Below are 19,130 nucleotides of genomic sequence, written 5' to 3'. Positions count from 1 at the left end.
AACTAAAACGCCCTTAACGATATGATGTGTTAAGGGCGTTTTCAATTTGTTTTCGTGCTTTTAGCTTAAGTGCTTTTGTAGCAATGATCTTTAGTACGCTAAAGCTTGAGCATCTTGTTGTTTCAGCACTTTATGGCCATCTTCGGTGACGCCACGTTTCCAGTAACTGCTGATGTAGATGTTCTCTTTTGCGACTTCTTTTTCGTTACGGAAGTACTGTCTTAGCTCGCGCATGCTTTCAAATTCACACGCTGTCCATACTGAAACCTGACCGTCTAACCATTCAATGCTGCGAACGGTTTGTGATAGTGTTTCTTCAGTTTCATCTTCAATCAACCAAGTGATTTTGATGCCTTTAGGCGCTTCAAGAGTTTGCTTGTCTGCTGCGGAGTTGATTTGAACCACAGCGTGACCTTTCGCGTGCTCTGGAAGTGATTTTACTTTTGCGGAAAGCGCAGGGAGTGAAGTCATGTCTGCGACTAAGAAGAACCAATCCGACTCAATATTTAGCCCTTGGATTAAACCCGGACCAGCCACGGAAATAGTATCACCCACTTGTGCGTTCATTGCCCATCTTGCAGCAAAACCACATTGCAAATCTTTAGTGATGTGGCGAACGAAATCGACTTCGATAAATTGCTCTACTGGGTTGTACTGACGAATAGTGTAAGTGCGCATGGTAGGACGCTCACCTTCATTCAATTGGCTCAAATCTGTGGTGCCGAGTGGCGAGAATAAAAGCTTGATGTAGCCGCCGGCACATTCTGTCGGGTATTTACTTAATCCCTCACCGCTAAGCGTTATACGCTGCATGTTTGGAGTAATGGTTAAGGTTTGAGTAACGGTTAATGTGATAGGGCTAGGCTTGCTCATATAAGGCTCTCTGGGATTTTGATTTCGACATCATAATCCTGAACCAGAAAACTCTCAATACTAATAATTATCATTTACTATAATTTACATAAGTGCAATCTAACCAGAACTCCTCGATCTGTGTGTGTCAAACTCATCGACAAAAAAGCCCTTTAGAAAACTAAAGGGCTTGATGTGTTAGAGCGGTTGAACGTGAGAGTAATCAGCTGTTAGCTTGCTCTAGTTCAATTGTTTCATCAGCGGCTTTCGCAGCTTCTAGCATCTTACGAATAATGAACGATGCTGCCATTGCGATACCTACCATCACGACTGCAAGAACAGTCAGCATTTGGAAGTAATCACCGTAAACCGTTTGCACGATCTCTTGAGTGATCTCTTGGCCTTTCTCTAGTGCAATAGACGTTGAGAATACGGCACCAACAATGCCCGATAGTGCGATAGCAACAGAGAACAAGCTTACTGAGAAGTTCTCGATGTGCTTAGGTGCAACTGACAGGATGAAGGCTACAACCATAGAGCCAACAATTACTTCACCAAATGCTAGGAAGAAGTGAATCGCTAGGAATACTTCAGGGCGAATCAGAACGTCATCACCAACTGTGGTCACTGCCATTGTTAGGATACCGAAAGCGATAGCCGTTAGAATGAATGAGAAACCGACTTTCGTTGCCGTAGAGAAGTTAATGTTTTTCTTTTCTAGGTTAGAGAAGATACCCGCGATGATAGGGCCCGCGACCATACACCATAGTGGGTTCATCGCCATTGACGCTTCTGGTGCAACAGGAATGAAGCCAAATAGGTCACCACGCATGGTGTTGATTGCTACCATAGTCATCGACGTCATCATCTGGCCGTAGTACACGAAGAAACAGGTCGTCAGGAATGTGATGATTAAGATAGTGCCCATTTTCAGCATGTCTGACTTCTTCGATTTCATCATCAAAGAGACAAAGTAGATGATCGCTGCACCGCCAATTGCGTATACGATGTTTTGGCCAATATCCATGTTAGAGAACATGAAGAATACCAAGCCAATCATTGCTGCAGAAAGGCCAAGGAAGGCTGCCCAGTTTTTAGTGCTTACTGGTTGTTGATCGATTTCAGCACTTGCTTCAACAAGGCCCTTGCGAACAAAGATCATCATTAGAAGCGCAGCGCCTGCTAGAACAGCAGAAAGAAGGAAACCACCGTGGAAACCAACAACAAGCACTAGCATTGGGAACAGGTATTGACCTAGTAGAGCGCCAATGTTGTTTACTGAGTAGTTGATTGGGTAGCAGTTCTCAAAATCTTCTTGAGTTTTGAACGTGCGTTTGTAAAGACTTGGGTAAGAAGGAGACATCAAACCACGTGCATAACTTGCTAACGCAATACCACATAATGCCATCGGAACATTGGTTGCTGCTGCACCAAGTACCAGTAGAACGTAACCACTTGCGAACCCTAGGAAGGCAATGGTTAAAGATCGGTAAGCGCCTAAAAACTTGTCGGCGATAAAGCCACCTGCGATAGCAAATAGCGGTCCGATTGCAGAGAAAGCACCAACAACCATCATGGTGTCGGCTTCATTGTAGTTCAGATCTTCAAGGAAGAAACGAGTCAAGATCACCATGACGCCATAGAACGAAAGTCCAAACATCATCTGGCAGAACATCATTGATTTGTTTAATCTATTCCACATTATTTTATTCTCACATTTGTATTAATATGTAGTGTAATTACCCGATTATAATACCATTACTAGTAATACATAAACTGAAACATCTGTCTCAAACAGGACTTTGCTCGATATATCTTTTCTTATGAGTGCATTCATATTTCTTATGAATGAAATTTGTAATGTTAGATTTTGCTAGTGGATGCATAGCGGTGTGAAATGAAGCCATCATCACTTGCGGCTAAGTAATGAACTAATAAAGGGAAAATTAGAAGTTGTCATTCTGTAAAGGTTTTGAGTGAGTATCACTTTCAATTGGCTGCTGGGATTTAGCCAATAAAAAAGCCAGCTTGGTGGCTGGCTTTGTTGAGATATTGAAAACTAAGTTTACACGAATGCCGCCTCTATAGAGGCTTTCTCTACTCGTGTTCCTGTCTGTTACTCACACGGTGGTGCCATGTGAATCACGGCTAGGCCTCCTAGAGAAGTTTCACGGTACTTCTTGTTCATGTCTTTACCTGTTTGATACATGGTTTCGATAACCTTGTCTAACGAGATAAGACACTTGCTGGTACGTTTCAGTGCCATGCGTGATGCATTGATCGCTTTCATTGCACCCATTGCGTTACGTTCGATGCATGGTACTTGTACAAGACCGCCGATAGGGTCACATGTCATGCCCAGTGAGTGTTCCATCGCGATCTCAGCTGCAATACAAATTTGCTCGTTGCTACCGCCACGCAGGGCAGTTAGGCCTGCAGCGGCCATTGATGAAGATACGCCGACTTCACCCTGACAACCTACCTCTGCGCCAGAAATCGAAGCATTGGTTTTGTATAAGATGCCGATAGCACCAGAGACTGCCAAGAAGTCTTTAAGCTGCTTAGTGTCTAGCTCTTTGATGAAACGATGGTAGTACATTAATACTGCAGGAATAACGCCAGCAGCACCGTTAGTTGGTGATGTAACAACCTGACCACCTGCTGCATTCTCTTCACTCACGGCAAAGGCAAATAGGTTAATCCAATCCATGATCTCCATTGGATCGTTTTCAATCGAGGCATTCGCTTCAAGCTTTTTCAAAAGAGCAGGTGCTCGACGCGTTACTTCTAGGCCGCCATCAAGAATGCCTTCGGTGTCAAAGCCACGCTGCATACACAGAGACATCACCTTCCAAATTTGGTCGGCTTTCTGGTCAATCATATCCATATCTTGGAATGAAACTTCATTGCGCAGGATTAAGCCACCAAGGCTAAGTCCTTGTTGCTCTGATAGTTCAAGTAACTGATCAGCTGAAGAGAAAGGGAACTCAACTTGTGTTTCTGCTTCTTGCTTGCCGTTTTGTAGCTCATCAGCGGTTGCGATAAAGCCACCACCAATTGAGTAGTACGTTTCCATATCCAGAAGGCTGCCGCTTGCGTCAAAGGCAGAGATAGTCATGCCATTTTCATGCAATGGAAGGTTGGTTTTGTGGAAGAGTAGGTCGCTTTCTACATCGAAATGAATTTCATGGTTACCGCTAACCAATAGAGATTTGTCTTCAATCGCTTTACGCATTGCTTGGTTAGCACTGGTAATTTTAATGGTGTCAGGGCGGTTACCTAGCAAACCTAATAAGGTCGCTCTGTCTGTGTGGTGACCAATCCCCGTCAATGATAACGAGCCGTATAAGTCGATTTGAATACGCTTCACTTGCTTAAGTTGAGCATCAATTTTTTTGGTAAAATTAAACCCAGCGATCATTGGTCCATTTGTGTGGGAGCTGGACGGCCCAACTCCAATTTTGTAGATATCAAAAATAGACAGCATAGTAACTTCCTGTGAAGACGGTTCGATGAACGAACTCTGTGTAAAATTTATATTTAGTTAGTTCCACTTCTTTGAGTGAACCTATTCGTGATTGAGCCTAATCATTGATTGAAACGGCTCTTTTATCGACTCATGCTAACAAGCATAGAGCGATGAAATACAAGAGCGTGCTATGTTTGCTTTAAAGCGACACGTCTATTCTTGTATGACCTAAAGTGTTGCTATCAATAGTGAGCGTTATTGCGAGCAACATATAAGAATTTCAAAATACTTTTGTTAACAAGTATTGTATACATAATTCACTTCATCTAATCCCCAAAACGAGACTTGAACATAAAATGAGCATTAATCACCTCCTTATTGTGCTGGGTAAGCGACTTAATGAGAATAAATTGACTGATGAAGGAATCAGTCGAGTTGATGCTTTAGTTAAGTATCTGGTGGAGCCTTTGGTCGAAGAGTCGAATCAGCAAACTGCCGTTGCATTCTGTGGTGGGATCACAAAAGGGCAAACCCTCTCAGAAGCCGATGCGATGCACCAGTATTTTAGAAAGCTTGAAAATCAGCGTGCACATCCGTTCCCGTTAGGGGCGATTTTGCTTGAGCAGCATTCGACCAACACTGTCGAGAACATTCAGAACTTGGCCTCAGAGATGGTTGCAAGCGGGCTGTTTACTCGCGGGCAGAGTGTGCAGGTGACATTCGTTTCTAATGACTACCACTTACAACGTATATTCGAGATTCAATCGCTCATGGACGAGCAAGGTTTGCTTAAAGTTCTCATCGAGAAGTGTTCCGCACTTGGGGTGGAGCTGCAAGTAGATCGCAGGTTGGAGGCTCATGTTGCGGTGCCATACCCACATCAAAGTGCTCAAGGGCAATTGTTTCTGTTGATGGATGTACTGACGACCTATCGAGTCTATCTTGAAGGTGTCTGTGCGGGCGTATTTAAGCGAGATTTGAAGTTAGTTAGGAGGGAGCCTGAAAGACTGTCGTTGGAGGCACTGATAGCTGTAAAGGCGTTAGTAGAGGGGGCACCTCATTTTGACATCGTCGACAGCTTACTCCCAGTATTGGAGCGCTGTATCCAGCAGACTTCAGTGGGTACCAACATAAAAAAAGTCAGGGAGTACCTAGCATTACTTGATACTAACCTGACTTTATTGAATCGTTATTTAGACCCGGAATCGGATCACACACATCGCTGGTGGCGATAGATGTTTATTTCTTTCTCGTGATGCCAAAAGCTAGAAGTTCAGTGCCTTCTTCAGCGATGTTTTTAACCGCTCGAACGTAATCATCGCCCATAACATTGTGCCAGAAGGCTCATGTGTTTTTTTACAGTGATTAACTTTGGTTTTCTGAATCTTGCTCATGGTTATTGCGGTAGTACTCCCACTGTTCAATGCGCTCGCCGTCATCGAATACACAGTAAGTTGTACGCTGATTGTTTTCAGTAACCGTGTCTAATTCACCGTCTTGTTGAACACAATAAACCGCTGCTGGGTTAGCGACTGAAACACGTTGGCCCTCGCTATATTCTGCATAGTCGTTTGCACAACCGCCTAATACAACGGCACATACAGCCATCAAACCAATTTTCTTCATGTCTATCTCCTACGTGATAACTCTATAATCGAATGCGTTAAGTTCTACAGAACCCAATGAGAAGCTCTATGAAATGAGTATATTTTAGATTTCAGAAAAGGTTGTCCTAATTTGGTCAAGATATTGAAATAGGTTGATATTTCTCCATCTTTAACTACTTTTTGAGTGTTAGATCAAGCTAAGTGGATTCAAGTTACCGTAGGAATATCTCCGTCCGATCCGTTCTGGTTGACGGTTGTGAACCTCGAATCTATTGATGATTATGATATGATGCCGCCAAATTCAGTAGAGCAGTCAGAATCATGAGACACCTAAAAACAACCATCCATCCTGATATCGACCATCTAGACAATAAAACGGTCTATAAGCGCAACGCTGCCCGTGCCATTGTGTTAGATGGTGAAGACATTCTGATGCTGTATACAGAGCGTTATCACGACTACACCATTCCTGGTGGTGGTTTGGATGAAGGGGAAGATGTGATCGCAGGTATGGTTCGTGAACTCGAAGAAGAGACTGGCGCGAAGAATATCCATAGCATCAAGCCGTTCGGCATTTTTGAAGAGTTTCGTCCTTGGTACAAAGATGATGCAGACATGATGCACATGATTTCTTACTGCTACTCATGCAAGATCGATCGTGAGCTTGGTGAAACGGCTTACGAAGATTATGAAGTGAAAAACGGGATGAAACCGGTGTGGATGAATATCCATGAAGCGATCGCTCACAACGAAAAGACCATGGCTGAGAGCTCTAAGAAGGGTATGAGCATTGAACGTGAAACCTTTTTGCTGCATTTAATTGCCAAAGAGATGCTTTAGCCTTTATCAGTACAAGCCTGTTAAGCTATTTATTTGCCGCCACTTTTGGCGGCAAAGTTGTTTCTAGCAATGCTAAAATGTAATAGCGGTAATCAATTATTGAATATGGTTGATATTGTCAACTAAGTAACTTTAATGTATCTTTAGCTCAGTGATGACCCTATCTAGCTAGCTGCCCGGTCATATCGCTAGTTCTCCCTGTGAGCCTGCCCTAAACAAAGAATACTATGAATAAAAGACAGTTTATTGCCCATTATCTGCGCATGAATCGCACCTCGTACTTACTGGCGATTGTGTTCATTTTTCTCGTCAACTGGTTACAAGTAGAGATCCCTCGTTATATCCAATTGGCGATAGATTTGATTGATGACGCTTCTTCAACTGGCCATCAGCAGCTGCAAAGCTATGTTTGGATTGTAGTCGGCATGTCTGTCGCCATGGTGGTGGTGAGAATTCTGTCTCGTATCTATGCGCTTAATCCGGGGCGAATTACAGAAGCAGCGCTCAAAAGTACACTTCTACAAAAGCTGAATCGCTTACCAAGCAGTTTCCATGAACGCTTTGCTTCGGGTCGACTGATCTCGATTATCAACAATGACCTTAGTGGCATTCGACTGCTGTTTGGTGTCGGCTTCTTGCAGTTCTTCAATGCCTTACTTGCGTTGTCGTTGACGCCTCTTTACATGTGGCGCATATCGCTAGAACTCACACTGTATTCGATCATTCCTATCTCAATCGCTTTTGTGATTTTCCGTGTGGGCTTCAAGCGTATGAAAACGCTGCATTTAGAGCACATGAAGCGTCTACAAAACCTGTCTGCTCAACTAATGAGTTACCTGTCTGGGATTGACTTGATTAAGAGCCAGCAGATGTCACCTTGGGTGAAAGCCGAAACTGAAAAGCTGAACCAGTTATTGCTTGAATGCCGCCTTAAAATTACACGCATTCAAGTCTTCTTTATGCCGGTACTCGACTACGCCAATGACCTGATGAAAATCATCATTCTTGGGCTTGGTGGCTACATGTTAATGAGACAGGAACTCACACTTGGTGAGATTACCGCCTTTCTGACTTACTCGGTTTTGCTCGCTATGCCATTGATGCAACTTGGCAGAATCGCGACCATTTATCAGCGTGGCATGGTAGGTATTCAAAGTGCACAAACCATTCTTAATGCCAAAGTCCCGGAGCTTGATGAAGATAAGCTGACTGAACTAGATGTTGAATCACTGAAGGGAAAAACGTTTTCTGTTCGCAACCTCAGCTTCAGCTATTCAGGTGAAGAACGCGTGATTCTCGATGACATCAGCTTTGATATTCCAGCAGGTAAGAAAGTGGGTGTGTTAGGCGGGATCGGAGCGGGTAAAACGACATTAGTGAACTGCTTAAACCACCACTTGGATGTACCACAAGGTTCTGTTTTCCTTGGTGAAAGAGATGTCACTAGCTTCTCACGCAGTGACTTACGCCGTTACGTGAAAACCGTGACTCAAGACCCTTACCTGTTTTCAGCAACCGTCGAAGACAATATCCGCTTTGGTAGCCTAGATACCGATTTGGCAAAGAGTCAGGTTGATGAAGTGCTAGAGCTCAGCCAGTTGGCTAGTGATGTGACACGTTTTGAACACGGCGATCAAACCTTAGTCGGTGAGAAAGGGATCATGTTGTCAGGTGGTCAGAAGCAGCGCTTAAGTATTGCGCGTGCTTTATTGCAACCCACCGACCTGATCATCATGGATAACGTTCTATCGGCTGTCGACTATGAAACAGAACGTAAGATCTTGGAAGGTTTGTTTAAACGTTTGGAAAATCAATCGGTTCTTGTGGTTTCACACCGCGTTAATGCCCTTGAATATATGGATGAAGTCATCGTGTTGAACGAAGGTAAAGTGATCGCGAAGGGCGACCACGCCACGTTATTGAAAACCTGTGATTACTATTACGATACATGGCAACTACAGCAGAATGAAACGGAGGCAGCAGCATGTTAAAACGTGTTGATCTCAAGTACCTCAAGCACTTTTTTAAGTTTGCTAAGAAATACAAAGGCTCTGCGATTCTGGGCATCGCTATGCTTCCTCTTTCTGTCATCACGAGCTTGTTGTTCCCTTGGCTGATCATTCAAGTGATCGATGTTCACCTGAGTCACGGGGATATGGATGGACTGCTCGAGTACGTATTCTATCTCGTTGCCGTGCTGGTGGCGAGCTATGTGGTGGATACCACCTATTCGTACAACCTACGTAAAACCGGGCAATACACGATAACTGACATGCGCTCAGTGTTGTTTGCTCGCGTGCTCAAACTGCCACGCAGCTATTTTGATAACACACCGATTGGCGTAACGCTTTCACGATTAACCAGTGATTTGGAAACCATCGGCGAGACGTTTGTTCAGTCGGTTGTCGGGCTAGTTAAAGACAGCATCAATACCATTGCTCTGTTAGTGATGATGTTCTTTATTGATTGGCAGTTAACGATGATTGTATTGATCATTATGCCACCAGTGATGTATTTGACGGTTTATGTACGAAACCGACTTCGTGCACTCTATAAGGTGACTCGTTCTTCGTTGGCTCGCGGTATTGGCTTTTTACAAGAAGTCTTATTTGGCATGAAAACCGTTCAGATGTACCGAGCGGAAGAGCAAGTCGAGCAACGCTACCAAGGCTATACTGATGAGTTTTTAAGAGCGCAGAAGAAGATCAATAAATACGATGCGATTTTGTTCTCGTTTATCTCCGGCATCACTTCAATCACTATCGCGATTATGATCTGGTATGGCTCTGAGCAAGTGATAGAAGGAGCGCTCACCTTGGGTGTGCTGATTGCGTTCATCAATACTTTAGAGAAAGTGTTTGTTCCGATCCGAGACTTTACTTCGCAGATCGCTTCGATTCAGAGTTCATTTGCAGCGTTTGACCATATTGAAGAACTGTTTGTTGAGCCGACTGAAGAGGAAGGGCGTAACCTGCTGCCATCTAACAAGGTTGAGAAACAGCTTGAACAGTTTGTGAGCCTAGAGTTTAAGAACGTAAGCTTCCGCTACAAAGACGACTCTCCCTACGTTCTAAAGAATGTCTCGTTTGTATTGGAGAAAGGGCATCAAATCGCCCTTGTGGGTTCGACGGGTTCGGGCAAGTCGACGATTCTGCGTCTGATCTCTAAAACCTACCAAGATTATGAAGGCAGCATTTTGTTGAATGGAATAGAGCTGTCACAGATCTCAAGTGAAGACTCTGCTCATTTGTTCTCAATGATGATGCAAGACGTGCACTTATTTGAAGAGACCATTCAATTCAATATCGCGCTGGGCAAAACGCATCTATCTAGAACTGAGGTTGAACAGGCGGCGCGCTATGTTTATGCCGATAAGTTTATTGAACAATTGCCACAAGGTTATGACTTCCACTTGGAAAAGAACGGCTCCAACTTGTCTGTAGGGCAAACGCAGCTTATCTCGTTCGCTAGAGCGGTTGCACAGGGTGGTCAATTGATGATGCTTGACGAGGCGACCAGTTCGGTAGATTCAATCACCGAAGACCTGATTCAAAAAGCAATGCAGCGCCTTTTCAAGGAAAAAACTGTGATTGCGATTGCACACCGTTTGAGTACCGTTCGTCACTCAGATACGATTTTGGTGTTGGAAAAGGGTGAAATTGTTGAGCAAGGTAATCATCAACAGCTGGTGGCACACAATGGTATTTATGCTGGCTTGTTACAAGAATCGATTGTAGAAACGGGCGATTCTCAAGTAACGGTTGCCTGATCACCTCAAATCAGGTTTACCGTTATCGATACTATGAATTGGTGTTGCTTATGTTTCACCAATTTCTATTCTTTTCTAGTATTCCCAGTAGCTTAGGGAAAATAAAACATAATTTACGATCATTAATATGTTATGATCTCTCTACTACTAAAGGGGTGTCTTCGGGCATCGGGGTGTATGCGAGCAAACAGGCGTGCTTGTGTCAGTCACTTTCTGGCGAATATGGAATCGAAAATGTTGTTGGAAGAAGTTGTAAAAATTATTGAATTAACCGATTCAGACCATTTATCTCAAGCAATGGAACTGTTTAACGAGCATGGCTTTGTTGATGCTGAGTCTTTACCTTTTATGAATGTTGTTTTTGAAACAGCACCGGATCACCTTGCGAAGAAGTTGTCGCAGATTGGTTTTAAAGGTTTAGTGCAAGTCGAAAAGAATGAAGATGCATCGGGCTTCACCATTATTAATGCTGACCGTGTTCTGCTGAAAGACTCTGCTTAGCTGCAAGACTTTGCTTAGCTACAAGACTCAGCTTAACTGTAAGATTCTTCTTAATGACAAGAATAAGATTCAGCTTAGTGAAAAGACTCTATCCAGTTCAGTAACACCCGTTATGATTATTTGAGGTTAACACAGTGACAACAGCAACCGTTTCATCAACAGAGCAACACGTATCCAATGAACATGCACTTTTGGGTGCGTCGTTATTAGCATCACAAAAAGTAGAACTGGCGCTGTTTACTGTGATCTCTAAATTAGCTAAAGCCTTATCAAAAGAGCAGCAACAGTCATTAGGTTTGGATCTGGATACCTTTTTAAGGGAGAAGCCAAGTGAACAAGCCTCTACGTTGAGCCTATACGAACAGACGTTTGGTGAGCAGCTTCCTTTGACGAAAAATGAACTCAACGATTTTATTTATCATCGAAACTTGGTAACTCGTGGCTTTTGGCGCGTGACTGGCGCCGATGTTAAAGGCGGCGAGAAGCTTGCTAACCCAGAACTTTATTTAAAAGAGTTCTTGGCAAAATGTGAATACTGGCAAGTGATGCTTGATACCCAAGCCAAGTAAGCGAATTGAAATAAGAAAGCCATAGCGAACATGTTATGGCTTTTTTGTTTGTGCAAACAACATTAAGTTTCTTAATGTTATATGGTCGCCTCGAATACTTTGGACAACACTTTTAGTGCTTAAAGCTCGCCCCTAATACCTAAAGCATCATCTTCAAAACATAGTTCTTAGAGACAAAGTGGTGTTTAAGTGCAGCGCTGACATGCAGCACAATTAAACAGGCTAGGGCAATACAACTGGCACGATGTAAATAAAAAAAGAAGCCATTGATTGCAGAGTCAGTAATTAGATTATTTACACTCACTAGCCAAAATAAAGAGTACGGTTCTTTTAGCATTAAGTAACCAGTACTGAAGACCATAAACATCGTAAGGTACATCAAAGAGTGTGCAAGCTTCGCTACACATTTTTGCCCTTCAGGCACAGAAGTTGGCATGGTTGGCGATGACCGGAAGTGACTCCAGACATAACGAACCACGAACAATGGTGTTGCCACTGTCGCCAATGACATATTGAGTACCGACAGAAAAGAAAACAGCTCTGGATGACTGGTAACATAGTGCATCACATACCCTGCAATTGTTGCATAGATGATTACAGAAGCCATTACCCAGTGCAGTACACGGCTTACTAAATCGTATCGTGGATTATTCAAATTAACCTCGTTCTGATCGTTATTAATATAAAATTCATCTCGATGCAATAAATCAACTCTTGGTATATTCGCATCGCGAATTAATTATATAGAACAGTATTACGCGGTATTTTTATAATTTAGAAATTAATGATGTTGCTTCAGGTGTTTTATAATTATCAATGATGTTTTAGAGTGTTAATTCCAATGCGGACAAGCCAAGTTTGTCGACTTCCTGGCTTGTATACCTATTACAAGATACAGTTAGCTTAAAGATGAAACATATAAGGAATGTATAATGCTTCGAATCTTATTGATTGTGGTTATCTCGGTGTTCAGCTCGATGAGTTTTGCAAGCGAAGAGGATAAATACTCTGAACAGGAATATTTGGATAGACCGCTGATGGAACGCTATATCTTGGATGAGTTGAAGCAACTACGAATGGAACAGCAGGATCTTGAAAGGCGTCTCACCATTCAGATGACAGATCGTGAATTGGCAGTAGCGGATAAATCGTTGAACTATGCCAATGTGACCGTGACGTATTTCTTCTACATTATTGCTGGTGTAGCTTCTCTTATTGCATTGGTGGGTTGGCAATCACTCAAAGAATTGAAACACACCACCAAAGAGATGGCTGACCGACGACTCAACGACATTGCCCAAGATTATGAGAAGAAGTTTAACCTTCTTGAAAGGGATCTGAAGCGTAAGACTCGAATCATCTCTGAGAACAACCGAGAAATCGAAATCATCAATGAAATTCATAATTTATGGTTGAGGGCTCAGAATGCTCAAACTGCCGAGCAAAAAATTGAAATCTACGATGAGATCTTAAAAGTTCGCCCGGGTGATTTGGAAGCACTAACTTACAAAGCCGATGCCGCAATGGACATGCAGGAATACCACTGGGCGATGAGCTTATGTAATCGCGTGTTGGAAGTGGACGATCAAAACGCTCACGCCTTGTATCAACGTGCTTGTGCTTACGCAAGGTTAGGTGCTGAAGGTCAAGCGATCGATGACTTAGAGCGCTCAGTTGAAGCAAGTGGCTCAATGAGAGAGCTATTGGCTGATGAACCTGACTTTGAAATGCTGCGCGGCTTAGAACGCTTCGAAGCACTTCGTGAAGAGTAATGTGAGGTAAAGATCCGTGTTAACTAAGGTGGTGGGCTTTGCACGCTCACCATACTTTCACACCTATCGCGCTATGGTTTCTTACATTCCATTTATTTTTTTGATTGAATTGTTATGTTATAACACTTTTTAAGTTCCTCGTTATAACCGCTAAGTATTTTATGAAGTTCCTCCGTATTGGCCTGATCGTTATTGCTATCAGTGCATTTTTCCTTGCTTCTTTGCTCTCTTTTCACTCCGAACCAGAACCAGAAATCTCTATCAAAATCACATCTTATCAAGGTTCTCAACCGAATGATGAGGGAGGTGTCGATTTGCAACCGACTCCCAACTCTTTGGTCAAAGTTCATTATTTTGTGAAAGTTGGTGACACGCTAAGCAATATATTTTTGTCATGGAAACTGCCTTATGGAACGGTTCAAAAGGTAATGGAGGCGGATCTGGAGTCTTTGAAACTCGACACAATAAAGCCTGGTGATCATCTAGAGTTGCTGTTGGATAGTGACTCTAAACAACTCGTTGAGCTGATTTTCCATGAAAGCCTCGTAGAACAAGCTGTCTTCACTAAAAATGATGATGGAAGCTTTAATTACCAATTCCATGAAATGCCTGGCGAATGGAAAGAAAAGCTCTATACGGGCACCGTTCATGGCAGTTTTTCAACGTCAGCATACAAAGCGGGATTAACAACCGCCCAGATCGCCAATATTACTCGAACGTTAAGAGACAAGATTAACTTCTCAAAGCAGTTAAGAGCGGGCGATGAGTTTAATGTGTTGGTCAATGAGCAATACACAGGCGACCATCTAACAGGAAAAACAGAGATCCAGGGCATATCGATTAGGTTACGAGGTAAGGAAGTGGCCGCGTTTCTTGCTTCAGATGGACGCTTCTACGACAGAGAGGGTAACAGCCTTGAGCAAGCGTTCAATCGCTACCCAATAGACAAACAATTCCGAAGAATTACTTCGCCATTTAACCCATACCGTAAGCACCCAGTGACCGGACGTATATCTCCGCATAATGGTACTGACTTCGCAACACCCGTAGGGTCGCCAGTTTATTCAACCGGTGATGGTCGAGTTATTGCTATTCGTAACCACCCGTATGCGGGGAAATACATAGTGATTGAGCATAACAGCGTTTACAAAACTCGCTATCTGCACTTGAGCCGATTCTTGGTTAAGAAGGGGCAACAGGTTAAGCGTGGGCAGAAAATTGCGTTGTCTGGCACGACTGGTCGCGTAACCGGGCCGCATTTGCATTTTGAAGTGCTGGTGCGTGGAAGAGCGGTGGATTCGATGAAAGCGAACTTACCTTTAGCAAGTTCTATCTTACCTGAAAATAAAGGTGCATTCTTGGCGAGAGTTGCCTCGTTTGATGACATGCTCTCCGGGCAAAAGGTTGCACGAGTAACATCAAGCTAAGTATCAGCTCATAACTGTTCTAACCCTTTGGTGGCTAGTCATCAAAGGGTTGGAACGAGTTTTCATTAGGCTGCCTGATTGCTCAATAGCATAATAGATTAAGTGCTCAACATCTTATGTGCCCAAGTGTTTATGTGCCCAAGTGTTTATGTGCTCATGTGTTGAGATCTTAAGTGACTAAGTGACTAAGTGACTAAGTGACCAAGCGATTGAGCGACTAGGCGATTAAGCGACGACAACCGCCGTGCCGCTCGCTGATACCATCAACATGCCATTACCCGTCCCTAATACTTCATAATCTATATCGACACCTACCACCGCGTTGGCACCCGCTTCAATCGCTTTTTGCTCCAACTCTTTGAATGCGTAGTTGCGTGCTTTTTCTAATTCTTTCTCGTAGGTGCCAGAACGTCCACCCACAAAGTCACGAATTCCTGAAAACATATCTTTGAAAACATTCACCCCTAGAATGGCTTCTCCGGCAATAACCCCTTTGTAATCGACAATACGTTTGCCTTCAACAGATTGAGTGGTGGTAATAATCATAATGGCCTCTTGTAAGCTTGATGAGCTGTTACTCGCTGTATGGATTGATAGTTTGGTCTTACTCTTGAATAACATCGCTCAGTGATGTCTCTGAGCGTGTGAATTCATGCCTCAACCATGTTCTCAGTTTTAGCACACTTTCTTGTTTTAACTTGTTTTTTGGACAAACGAAATAGAAATCTTGATGGGGATTAGCCACTGGCTCACTAATTTCGACCAACATGCCATGGCTGATGTCATCTTTCACAAACAAGTGGGGGCTGATTAATACCCCAAGTGAGTGAATCGTAGCTAAAAGCGAGATCTTAAGATTAAAATAATGAGCGTATGTGCTCTTTGACTCGGTCGATGTGTTGGTTTGGTTCAATCTCACAACGCTGCTTAGTCTCTAGGAATCGCTCAGCGTATTTGTCGTAGATTTTGTTTTCTAAGAACAGCAAATACAGCTTGGGATCGATATGACCGCTGGTGGCCATGTCGGTCATGATGTTGAGTGATTCGCTTAGGAGTTTTCCTTTCTTATACGGGCGATCACTAGAGGTGAGCGCTTCGAATACATCGGCAATGGCCATCGTTCTGGACGGCAGAGGTAACTGGTCTTCGTTTAAGCCTCTCGGGTAACCCTTACCATCGATACGTTCGTGGTGTCCGCTAGCAATATCCGGAATATTCTGGAGGTAAGGCGGATAAGGCAGCTTGTTAAGCATGGTGAAGGTTTGAATAATATGATCGTTGATCATGAAACGTTCTTCATCGTTTAACGTGCCACGACGAACTTTCAAGTTGTGCAGTTCACCTTGGTTGTATTTGACCTCTCCTGGCTTAAGCACAAACGCTTCTTGCCATACATCAGCAGGGCTAAAGCCATTGTCCCACGGTATTTTATGCTCAGGCTTATCGGCAAGTAGCGGTTCCATCACCGGTAGTATTTGGTCTTTTCTTGCTGGCTCAGCTTCACTCTCCTCTGTCGTGTCTTGTTGTTCATTGAATCTCTCTTTTTCAGACCAAGATAACCCTAGCTGATCGTCGAGTGTTCGTTTCCATTGGCGCTTGGCTATTCGGTCTAAGCGTTCTAGTTGTTCGTCCGCCATCGACTCTCCACCAAGGTTGCACTCAGCAACGAAGGCAAATTCTTCATCCAATTCTGACAAGCTTTGTTCGAGGGTCTTAAGCTGATCCTCTTGAAGCGCTCCGTTCGCTATGGCTTTCCAATAGTCGGTTTCAGCCTGTTGTTTTAACAGTTCGAAACGCATTCGCACTTCGTGGATTCGGTCGTAAATGGTTTCAAGTTTTGTAGCTTTGTCTACGACATACTCAGGTGTGGTTACCTTGCCGCAGTCATGAAGCCAAGCGGCGAGCATTAACTCTTCCCACTGTTTACTATCCAATGAGAATTTCGGGTAATAACGGTCATCATCAATGGTTGCTTGAGTCAGCCATTTGGTCAGTTCAGGCACTCGTTGGCAGTGCCCGCCCGTGTAAGGTGATTTGGTATCAATCGCTGATGCAATCAACTCGATAAAGGCATTCAGCATGTCTTTCTGTTGCTGCATTTGGTCAATGTTATCTTTGGCTATTTCCGCAAAGCTGAGCAGTTCTCGTAAGAAGGCGTGCTTGTCTGCCTGCATCTTGGTAATCGGTCTTTCATAGCCAATTGCGACGATACCCACCAACAACTTCTCACGGTTTAATAGTGGAAACAGGTACAGATCTGAATTGAAGATTGAGTCTTGGTAATAGTTGAGAACATTGTCTTCTCGGTTTAAGTGGATGGTTTCCCCAGATTTAAGTTGGCACAACAACCAAGGGGTATGTTTGATGAAGTCATTAATGTCGGCTTTAAAGGGAATAATGGCGAGGTTAGCCGCAGTATCAAACACGTCTTTCTCTTTTGATTGGGTGAAAAGGACGATGGTTTCTGCTTTGGTAATTAAATAGCTTTGGTGAGCAATATTCTTGGCTAAGATCGAAAATTCCTGATTACCTGCAGTGTCTCGAAGTAGTGTTATCAGATCATGAAGCGTGTGTTCCATCAGCTCAATCGAATGGGCGAGGTTAGCCACTTCTTGAATCATGCTTTTGGGATAATGAGTACGCCTGAAGTCAAATCGAGCGATGTTGTCGGTGAGTTGCATCAGCGTATTAAGCGGCTGAGACAGTCGATTAGCAACAAACCATACGATAGCGAAGCAGATGAACAACATCCCAATCGCGACCGCAACTTGCTTGTCTCGCATTGAGATAAGATCAGCGAGCAGCTCATTGTGTGGCGTCGCTTCTGCCAAGTATAAGGTGACGTTTTGAGTGAGTTGAACCGGCGTTAGCGTTAATGCCCAAGTGTTTAAGTTATATTCAACGTTTTTTAGGTTGAGGTTAAACTTCTCTTCATCAGAGATAAGCGGCGCTATGACGGAAGCTTTCAATGCTTCCATCTGTTCACGTTTGGGCACATTAAAGAAGCTTAGGTCTTGCTCACTACCAGAGAGTTTTCCCGTCGCTTGGTTATTCGTTTTCTCAATTTCACTTGTGTCATTAGGCTGGGAGGTAAGCTTGGGAATTGATAGATCAAGTTGATGCTGACCGAGAAGATTAAAATGTTGGTCGAACAAGGCGAGTCGAGTTTGCGGAGAGTAGGCCAATTCACTGATCTGGGAAGAGAGAGATTTCAACGTGAAGTCGGCACCAACGACATGCTTGCCATCCAAAGAACGTCTAGAAAGCGTAATGCCATTGGTTTGCAGGAAATAGAACAGGTAGGGCTCAGAAAGTTGTATTGAGCCGTCAGGCTTTGCATTACGAAACCAAGGTCGAGTCGTAGGGTTGAACTTACTCTCGTCTTGTCGGGTACTGATCACTTGGTGTGCGCCATCGAGAAAGCTAATAAAGTTTTCACCATCTAGGTTGGTGCTGCTGACCATCATTGTCGCTTTGGCGGGAGCGTTGTTGTCGGCTCTCTGTTTAATGGAACTCAGAGGCCGAAAGATTCTAAAATTACCATCTTCAGAGCCATAGAACAGAGCGACTAAATTGGTATTTTGTTTGAAGATGATATCGACCGAAGCAAGCCAAGATTCTTTTTCGACGGAGGAGGTTTGATGAGTAACAAACGGGCTTACTGCCATCACGTTTAAGGTTGTGATGACTGGGGCAATAGCTTGTTTAAATACCGATTCCAGCTTATCGCGATGTTCATTACTGACTTCGCGCACGGTGCCTAAAAGCAGTTCTTGAGAGTGCCGATAACTTATCGAAATCAGTACGGTACCGACAAGAGTGGTCAAAATTAAGAAAAGGCTAGTGATGTGGATACTCAGCGGATATCGTCTTCTTCTCATCTAACACTCCAACTTGTGAACTGGTTTAAGTATTGACGAACTTGGGTAGGTTGCAAAAAATTGGTGCAATTAAGGCGGCGGTACGACTAAGCCGTGCTTCCGATAGCAAAGTGAAATGAGAATAAAGCGTTATCTTTAAGTGCTAATGGTCACTTGTGGCAGGTAGGGTGCTTCCAAGATGCTGGACAGGCTCGATGTGGGCAATACATATCTAGTGTTATTAATATTCCTGATTGCAAAAACAAGCATTCCGGGCGTTTTATAAATCATTATTATGTTAATATTATCAGCAATTTTTGCACATCTATAAAACATCTAGGTGCTGTATGTGTTGAGCCTAGAAGGAACAGTAATGACGTTAGAAGCATATATTCTCAATGTAGGAATATGGCTTTGTTGCGTAATTAAATTTAAAGATAGAACTACCCCGTTTCGCGTATTTC

The 19,130-nt window shown here is 43.4% G+C and carries 15 protein-coding genes and 1 pseudogene; 8 read left to right on the top strand and 8 right to left on the bottom strand.

Annotated features, from left to right (window positions below):
* Positions 1–90 precede the first annotated feature (90 nt).
* The 3 genes from ACED45_RS17390 to ACED45_RS17380 form a co-directional block, all read right to left on the bottom strand.
* A complete protein-coding gene (locus ACED45_RS17390) occupies positions 91–873 on the bottom strand; it encodes a siderophore-interacting protein (RefSeq protein WP_371714582.1) in 783 nt (260 codons plus the stop codon).
* Positions 874–1,075: 202 nt separating this feature from the next.
* Positions 1,076–2,554, bottom strand: coding sequence for a peptide MFS transporter (locus ACED45_RS17385; RefSeq protein ID WP_048669525.1), 1,479 nt, complete (start codon positions 2,552–2,554; stop codon positions 1,076–1,078).
* Between the two features lie 414 nt (positions 2,555–2,968).
* Positions 2,969–4,339 carry an L-serine ammonia-lyase gene (locus ACED45_RS17380; protein ID WP_285953467.1) on the bottom strand — a complete coding sequence of 457 codons (1,371 nt, stop codon included), beginning with the start codon at positions 4,337–4,339 and terminating at the stop codon, positions 2,969–2,971.
* Between the two features lie 338 nt (positions 4,340–4,677).
* Between ACED45_RS17380 and ACED45_RS17375 the strand changes: the two genes are divergently transcribed.
* Positions 4,678–5,556 (top strand): YdcF family protein, encoded by an 879-nt coding sequence (locus ACED45_RS17375; RefSeq protein WP_371714581.1) that lies wholly within the window; start codon positions 4,678–4,680, stop codon positions 5,554–5,556.
* A gap of 130 nt (positions 5,557–5,686) precedes the next feature.
* On the opposite strand, the gene ACED45_RS17370 is transcribed toward ACED45_RS17375, so the two are convergent.
* Positions 5,687–5,947, bottom strand: coding sequence for a putative hemolysin (locus tag ACED45_RS17370; RefSeq protein WP_017059521.1), 261 nt, complete (start codon positions 5,945–5,947; stop codon positions 5,687–5,689).
* A gap of 302 nt (positions 5,948–6,249) precedes the next feature.
* Here ACED45_RS17370 and ACED45_RS17365 point away from each other — a divergent pair, with 302 nt between their 5' ends.
* From ACED45_RS17365 to ACED45_RS17345, 5 genes are all read left to right on the top strand, one after another.
* Positions 6,250–6,768, top strand: a complete 519-nt coding sequence (locus ACED45_RS17365) for an NUDIX hydrolase (protein WP_065607757.1) — start codon at positions 6,250–6,252, stop codon at positions 6,766–6,768.
* A 227-nt stretch (positions 6,769–6,995) separates the two neighbouring features.
* A complete protein-coding gene (locus ACED45_RS17360) occupies positions 6,996–8,759 on the top strand; it encodes an ABC transporter ATP-binding protein (protein ID WP_371714580.1) in 1,764 nt (587 codons plus the stop codon).
* Entirely contained in the window at positions 8,753–10,537 is a 1,785-nt protein-coding gene (locus ACED45_RS17355; protein WP_017064807.1) for an ABC transporter ATP-binding protein, read from the top strand. The genes ACED45_RS17360 and ACED45_RS17355 overlap by 7 nt, the downstream gene beginning before the upstream one ends.
* Positions 10,538–10,771: 234 nt before the next feature.
* A complete protein-coding gene (locus ACED45_RS17350) occupies positions 10,772–11,038 on the top strand; it encodes a hypothetical protein (protein ID WP_371714579.1) in 267 nt (88 codons plus the stop codon).
* Between the two features lie 134 nt (positions 11,039–11,172).
* Positions 11,173–11,607 carry a hypothetical protein gene (locus ACED45_RS17345; protein ID WP_061017460.1) on the top strand — a complete coding sequence of 145 codons (435 nt, stop codon included), beginning with the start codon at positions 11,173–11,175 and terminating at the stop codon, positions 11,605–11,607.
* Between the two features lie 139 nt (positions 11,608–11,746).
* Here ACED45_RS17345 and ACED45_RS17340 read toward each other — a convergent pair whose 3' ends face one another.
* Positions 11,747–12,262 carry a cytochrome b gene (locus ACED45_RS17340; RefSeq protein WP_146490095.1) on the bottom strand — a complete coding sequence of 172 codons (516 nt, stop codon included), beginning with the start codon at positions 12,260–12,262 and terminating at the stop codon, positions 11,747–11,749.
* 277 nt (positions 12,263–12,539) lie between these two features.
* Here ACED45_RS17340 and ACED45_RS17335 point away from each other — a divergent pair, with 277 nt between their 5' ends.
* A complete protein-coding gene (locus ACED45_RS17335; protein ID WP_285953460.1) occupies positions 12,540–13,379 on the top strand; it encodes a tetratricopeptide repeat protein in 840 nt (279 codons plus the stop codon).
* 161 nt (positions 13,380–13,540) lie between these two features.
* Positions 13,541–14,806, top strand: coding sequence for a peptidoglycan DD-metalloendopeptidase family protein (locus tag ACED45_RS17330; protein ID WP_371714578.1), 1,266 nt, complete (start codon positions 13,541–13,543; stop codon positions 14,804–14,806).
* 225 nt (positions 14,807–15,031) lie between these two features.
* On the opposite strand, the gene ACED45_RS17325 is transcribed toward ACED45_RS17330, so the two are convergent.
* The 3 genes and pseudogenes from ACED45_RS17325 to ACED45_RS17315 all read right to left on the bottom strand — a co-directional run bounded on the left by ACED45_RS17325 (position 15,032) and on the right by ACED45_RS17315 (position 18,687).
* Positions 15,032–15,352, bottom strand: a complete 321-nt coding sequence (locus tag ACED45_RS17325; RefSeq protein ID WP_004730185.1) for a heavy metal-binding domain-containing protein — start codon at positions 15,350–15,352, stop codon at positions 15,032–15,034.
* 58 nt (positions 15,353–15,410) lie between these two features.
* A pseudogene (locus ACED45_RS17320) lies at positions 15,411–15,644 on the bottom strand (LysR family transcriptional regulator); the annotation flags it as partial.
* Positions 15,645–15,663: 19 nt separating this feature from the next.
* Complete coding sequence (locus ACED45_RS17315) at positions 15,664–18,687, bottom strand: HD domain-containing phosphohydrolase (RefSeq protein ID WP_371714577.1); 3,024 nt, start codon at positions 18,685–18,687, stop codon at positions 15,664–15,666.
* Positions 18,688–19,130 lie beyond the last annotated feature (443 nt).

Source organism: Vibrio crassostreae, assembly GCF_041439375.1.
In the GTDB taxonomy this organism is placed as follows: domain Bacteria; phylum Pseudomonadota; class Gammaproteobacteria; order Enterobacterales; family Vibrionaceae; genus Vibrio; species Vibrio crassostreae_D.
Note: the sequence above shows the minus strand (reverse complement) of the source record. Positions and strands in the feature narration are given on the sequence as shown.

Excerpts from the sequence above, each read along its gene's own strand:
- ACED45_RS17325 (WP_004730185.1), bottom strand. The coding sequence starts at position 15,352 with ATGATTATTACCACCACTCAATCTGTTGAAGGCAAACGTATTGTCGAT.
- ACED45_RS17315 (WP_371714577.1), bottom strand. The coding sequence starts at position 18,687 with ATGAGAAGAAGACGATATCCGCTGAGTATCCACATCACTAGCCTTTTC.
- ACED45_RS17385 (WP_048669525.1), bottom strand. The coding sequence starts at position 2,554 with ATGTGGAATAGATTAAACAAATCAATGATGTTCTGCCAGATGATGTTT.
- ACED45_RS17380 (WP_285953467.1), bottom strand. The coding sequence starts at position 4,339 with ATGCTGTCTATTTTTGATATCTACAAAATTGGAGTTGGGCCGTCCAGC.
- ACED45_RS17335 (WP_285953460.1), top strand. The coding sequence starts at position 12,540 with ATGCTTCGAATCTTATTGATTGTGGTTATCTCGGTGTTCAGCTCGATG.
- ACED45_RS17370 (WP_017059521.1), bottom strand. The coding sequence starts at position 5,947 with ATGAAGAAAATTGGTTTGATGGCTGTATGTGCCGTTGTATTAGGCGGT.
- ACED45_RS17365 (WP_065607757.1), top strand. The coding sequence starts at position 6,250 with ATGAGACACCTAAAAACAACCATCCATCCTGATATCGACCATCTAGAC.
- ACED45_RS17330 (WP_371714578.1), top strand. The coding sequence starts at position 13,541 with ATGAAGTTCCTCCGTATTGGCCTGATCGTTATTGCTATCAGTGCATTT.
- ACED45_RS17375 (WP_371714581.1), top strand. The coding sequence starts at position 4,678 with ATGAGCATTAATCACCTCCTTATTGTGCTGGGTAAGCGACTTAATGAG.
- ACED45_RS17360 (WP_371714580.1), top strand. The coding sequence starts at position 6,996 with ATGAATAAAAGACAGTTTATTGCCCATTATCTGCGCATGAATCGCACC.
- ACED45_RS17390 (WP_371714582.1), bottom strand. The coding sequence starts at position 873 with ATGAGCAAGCCTAGCCCTATCACATTAACCGTTACTCAAACCTTAACC.
- ACED45_RS17355 (WP_017064807.1), top strand. The coding sequence starts at position 8,753 with ATGTTAAAACGTGTTGATCTCAAGTACCTCAAGCACTTTTTTAAGTTT.
- ACED45_RS17350 (WP_371714579.1), top strand. The coding sequence starts at position 10,772 with ATGTTGTTGGAAGAAGTTGTAAAAATTATTGAATTAACCGATTCAGAC.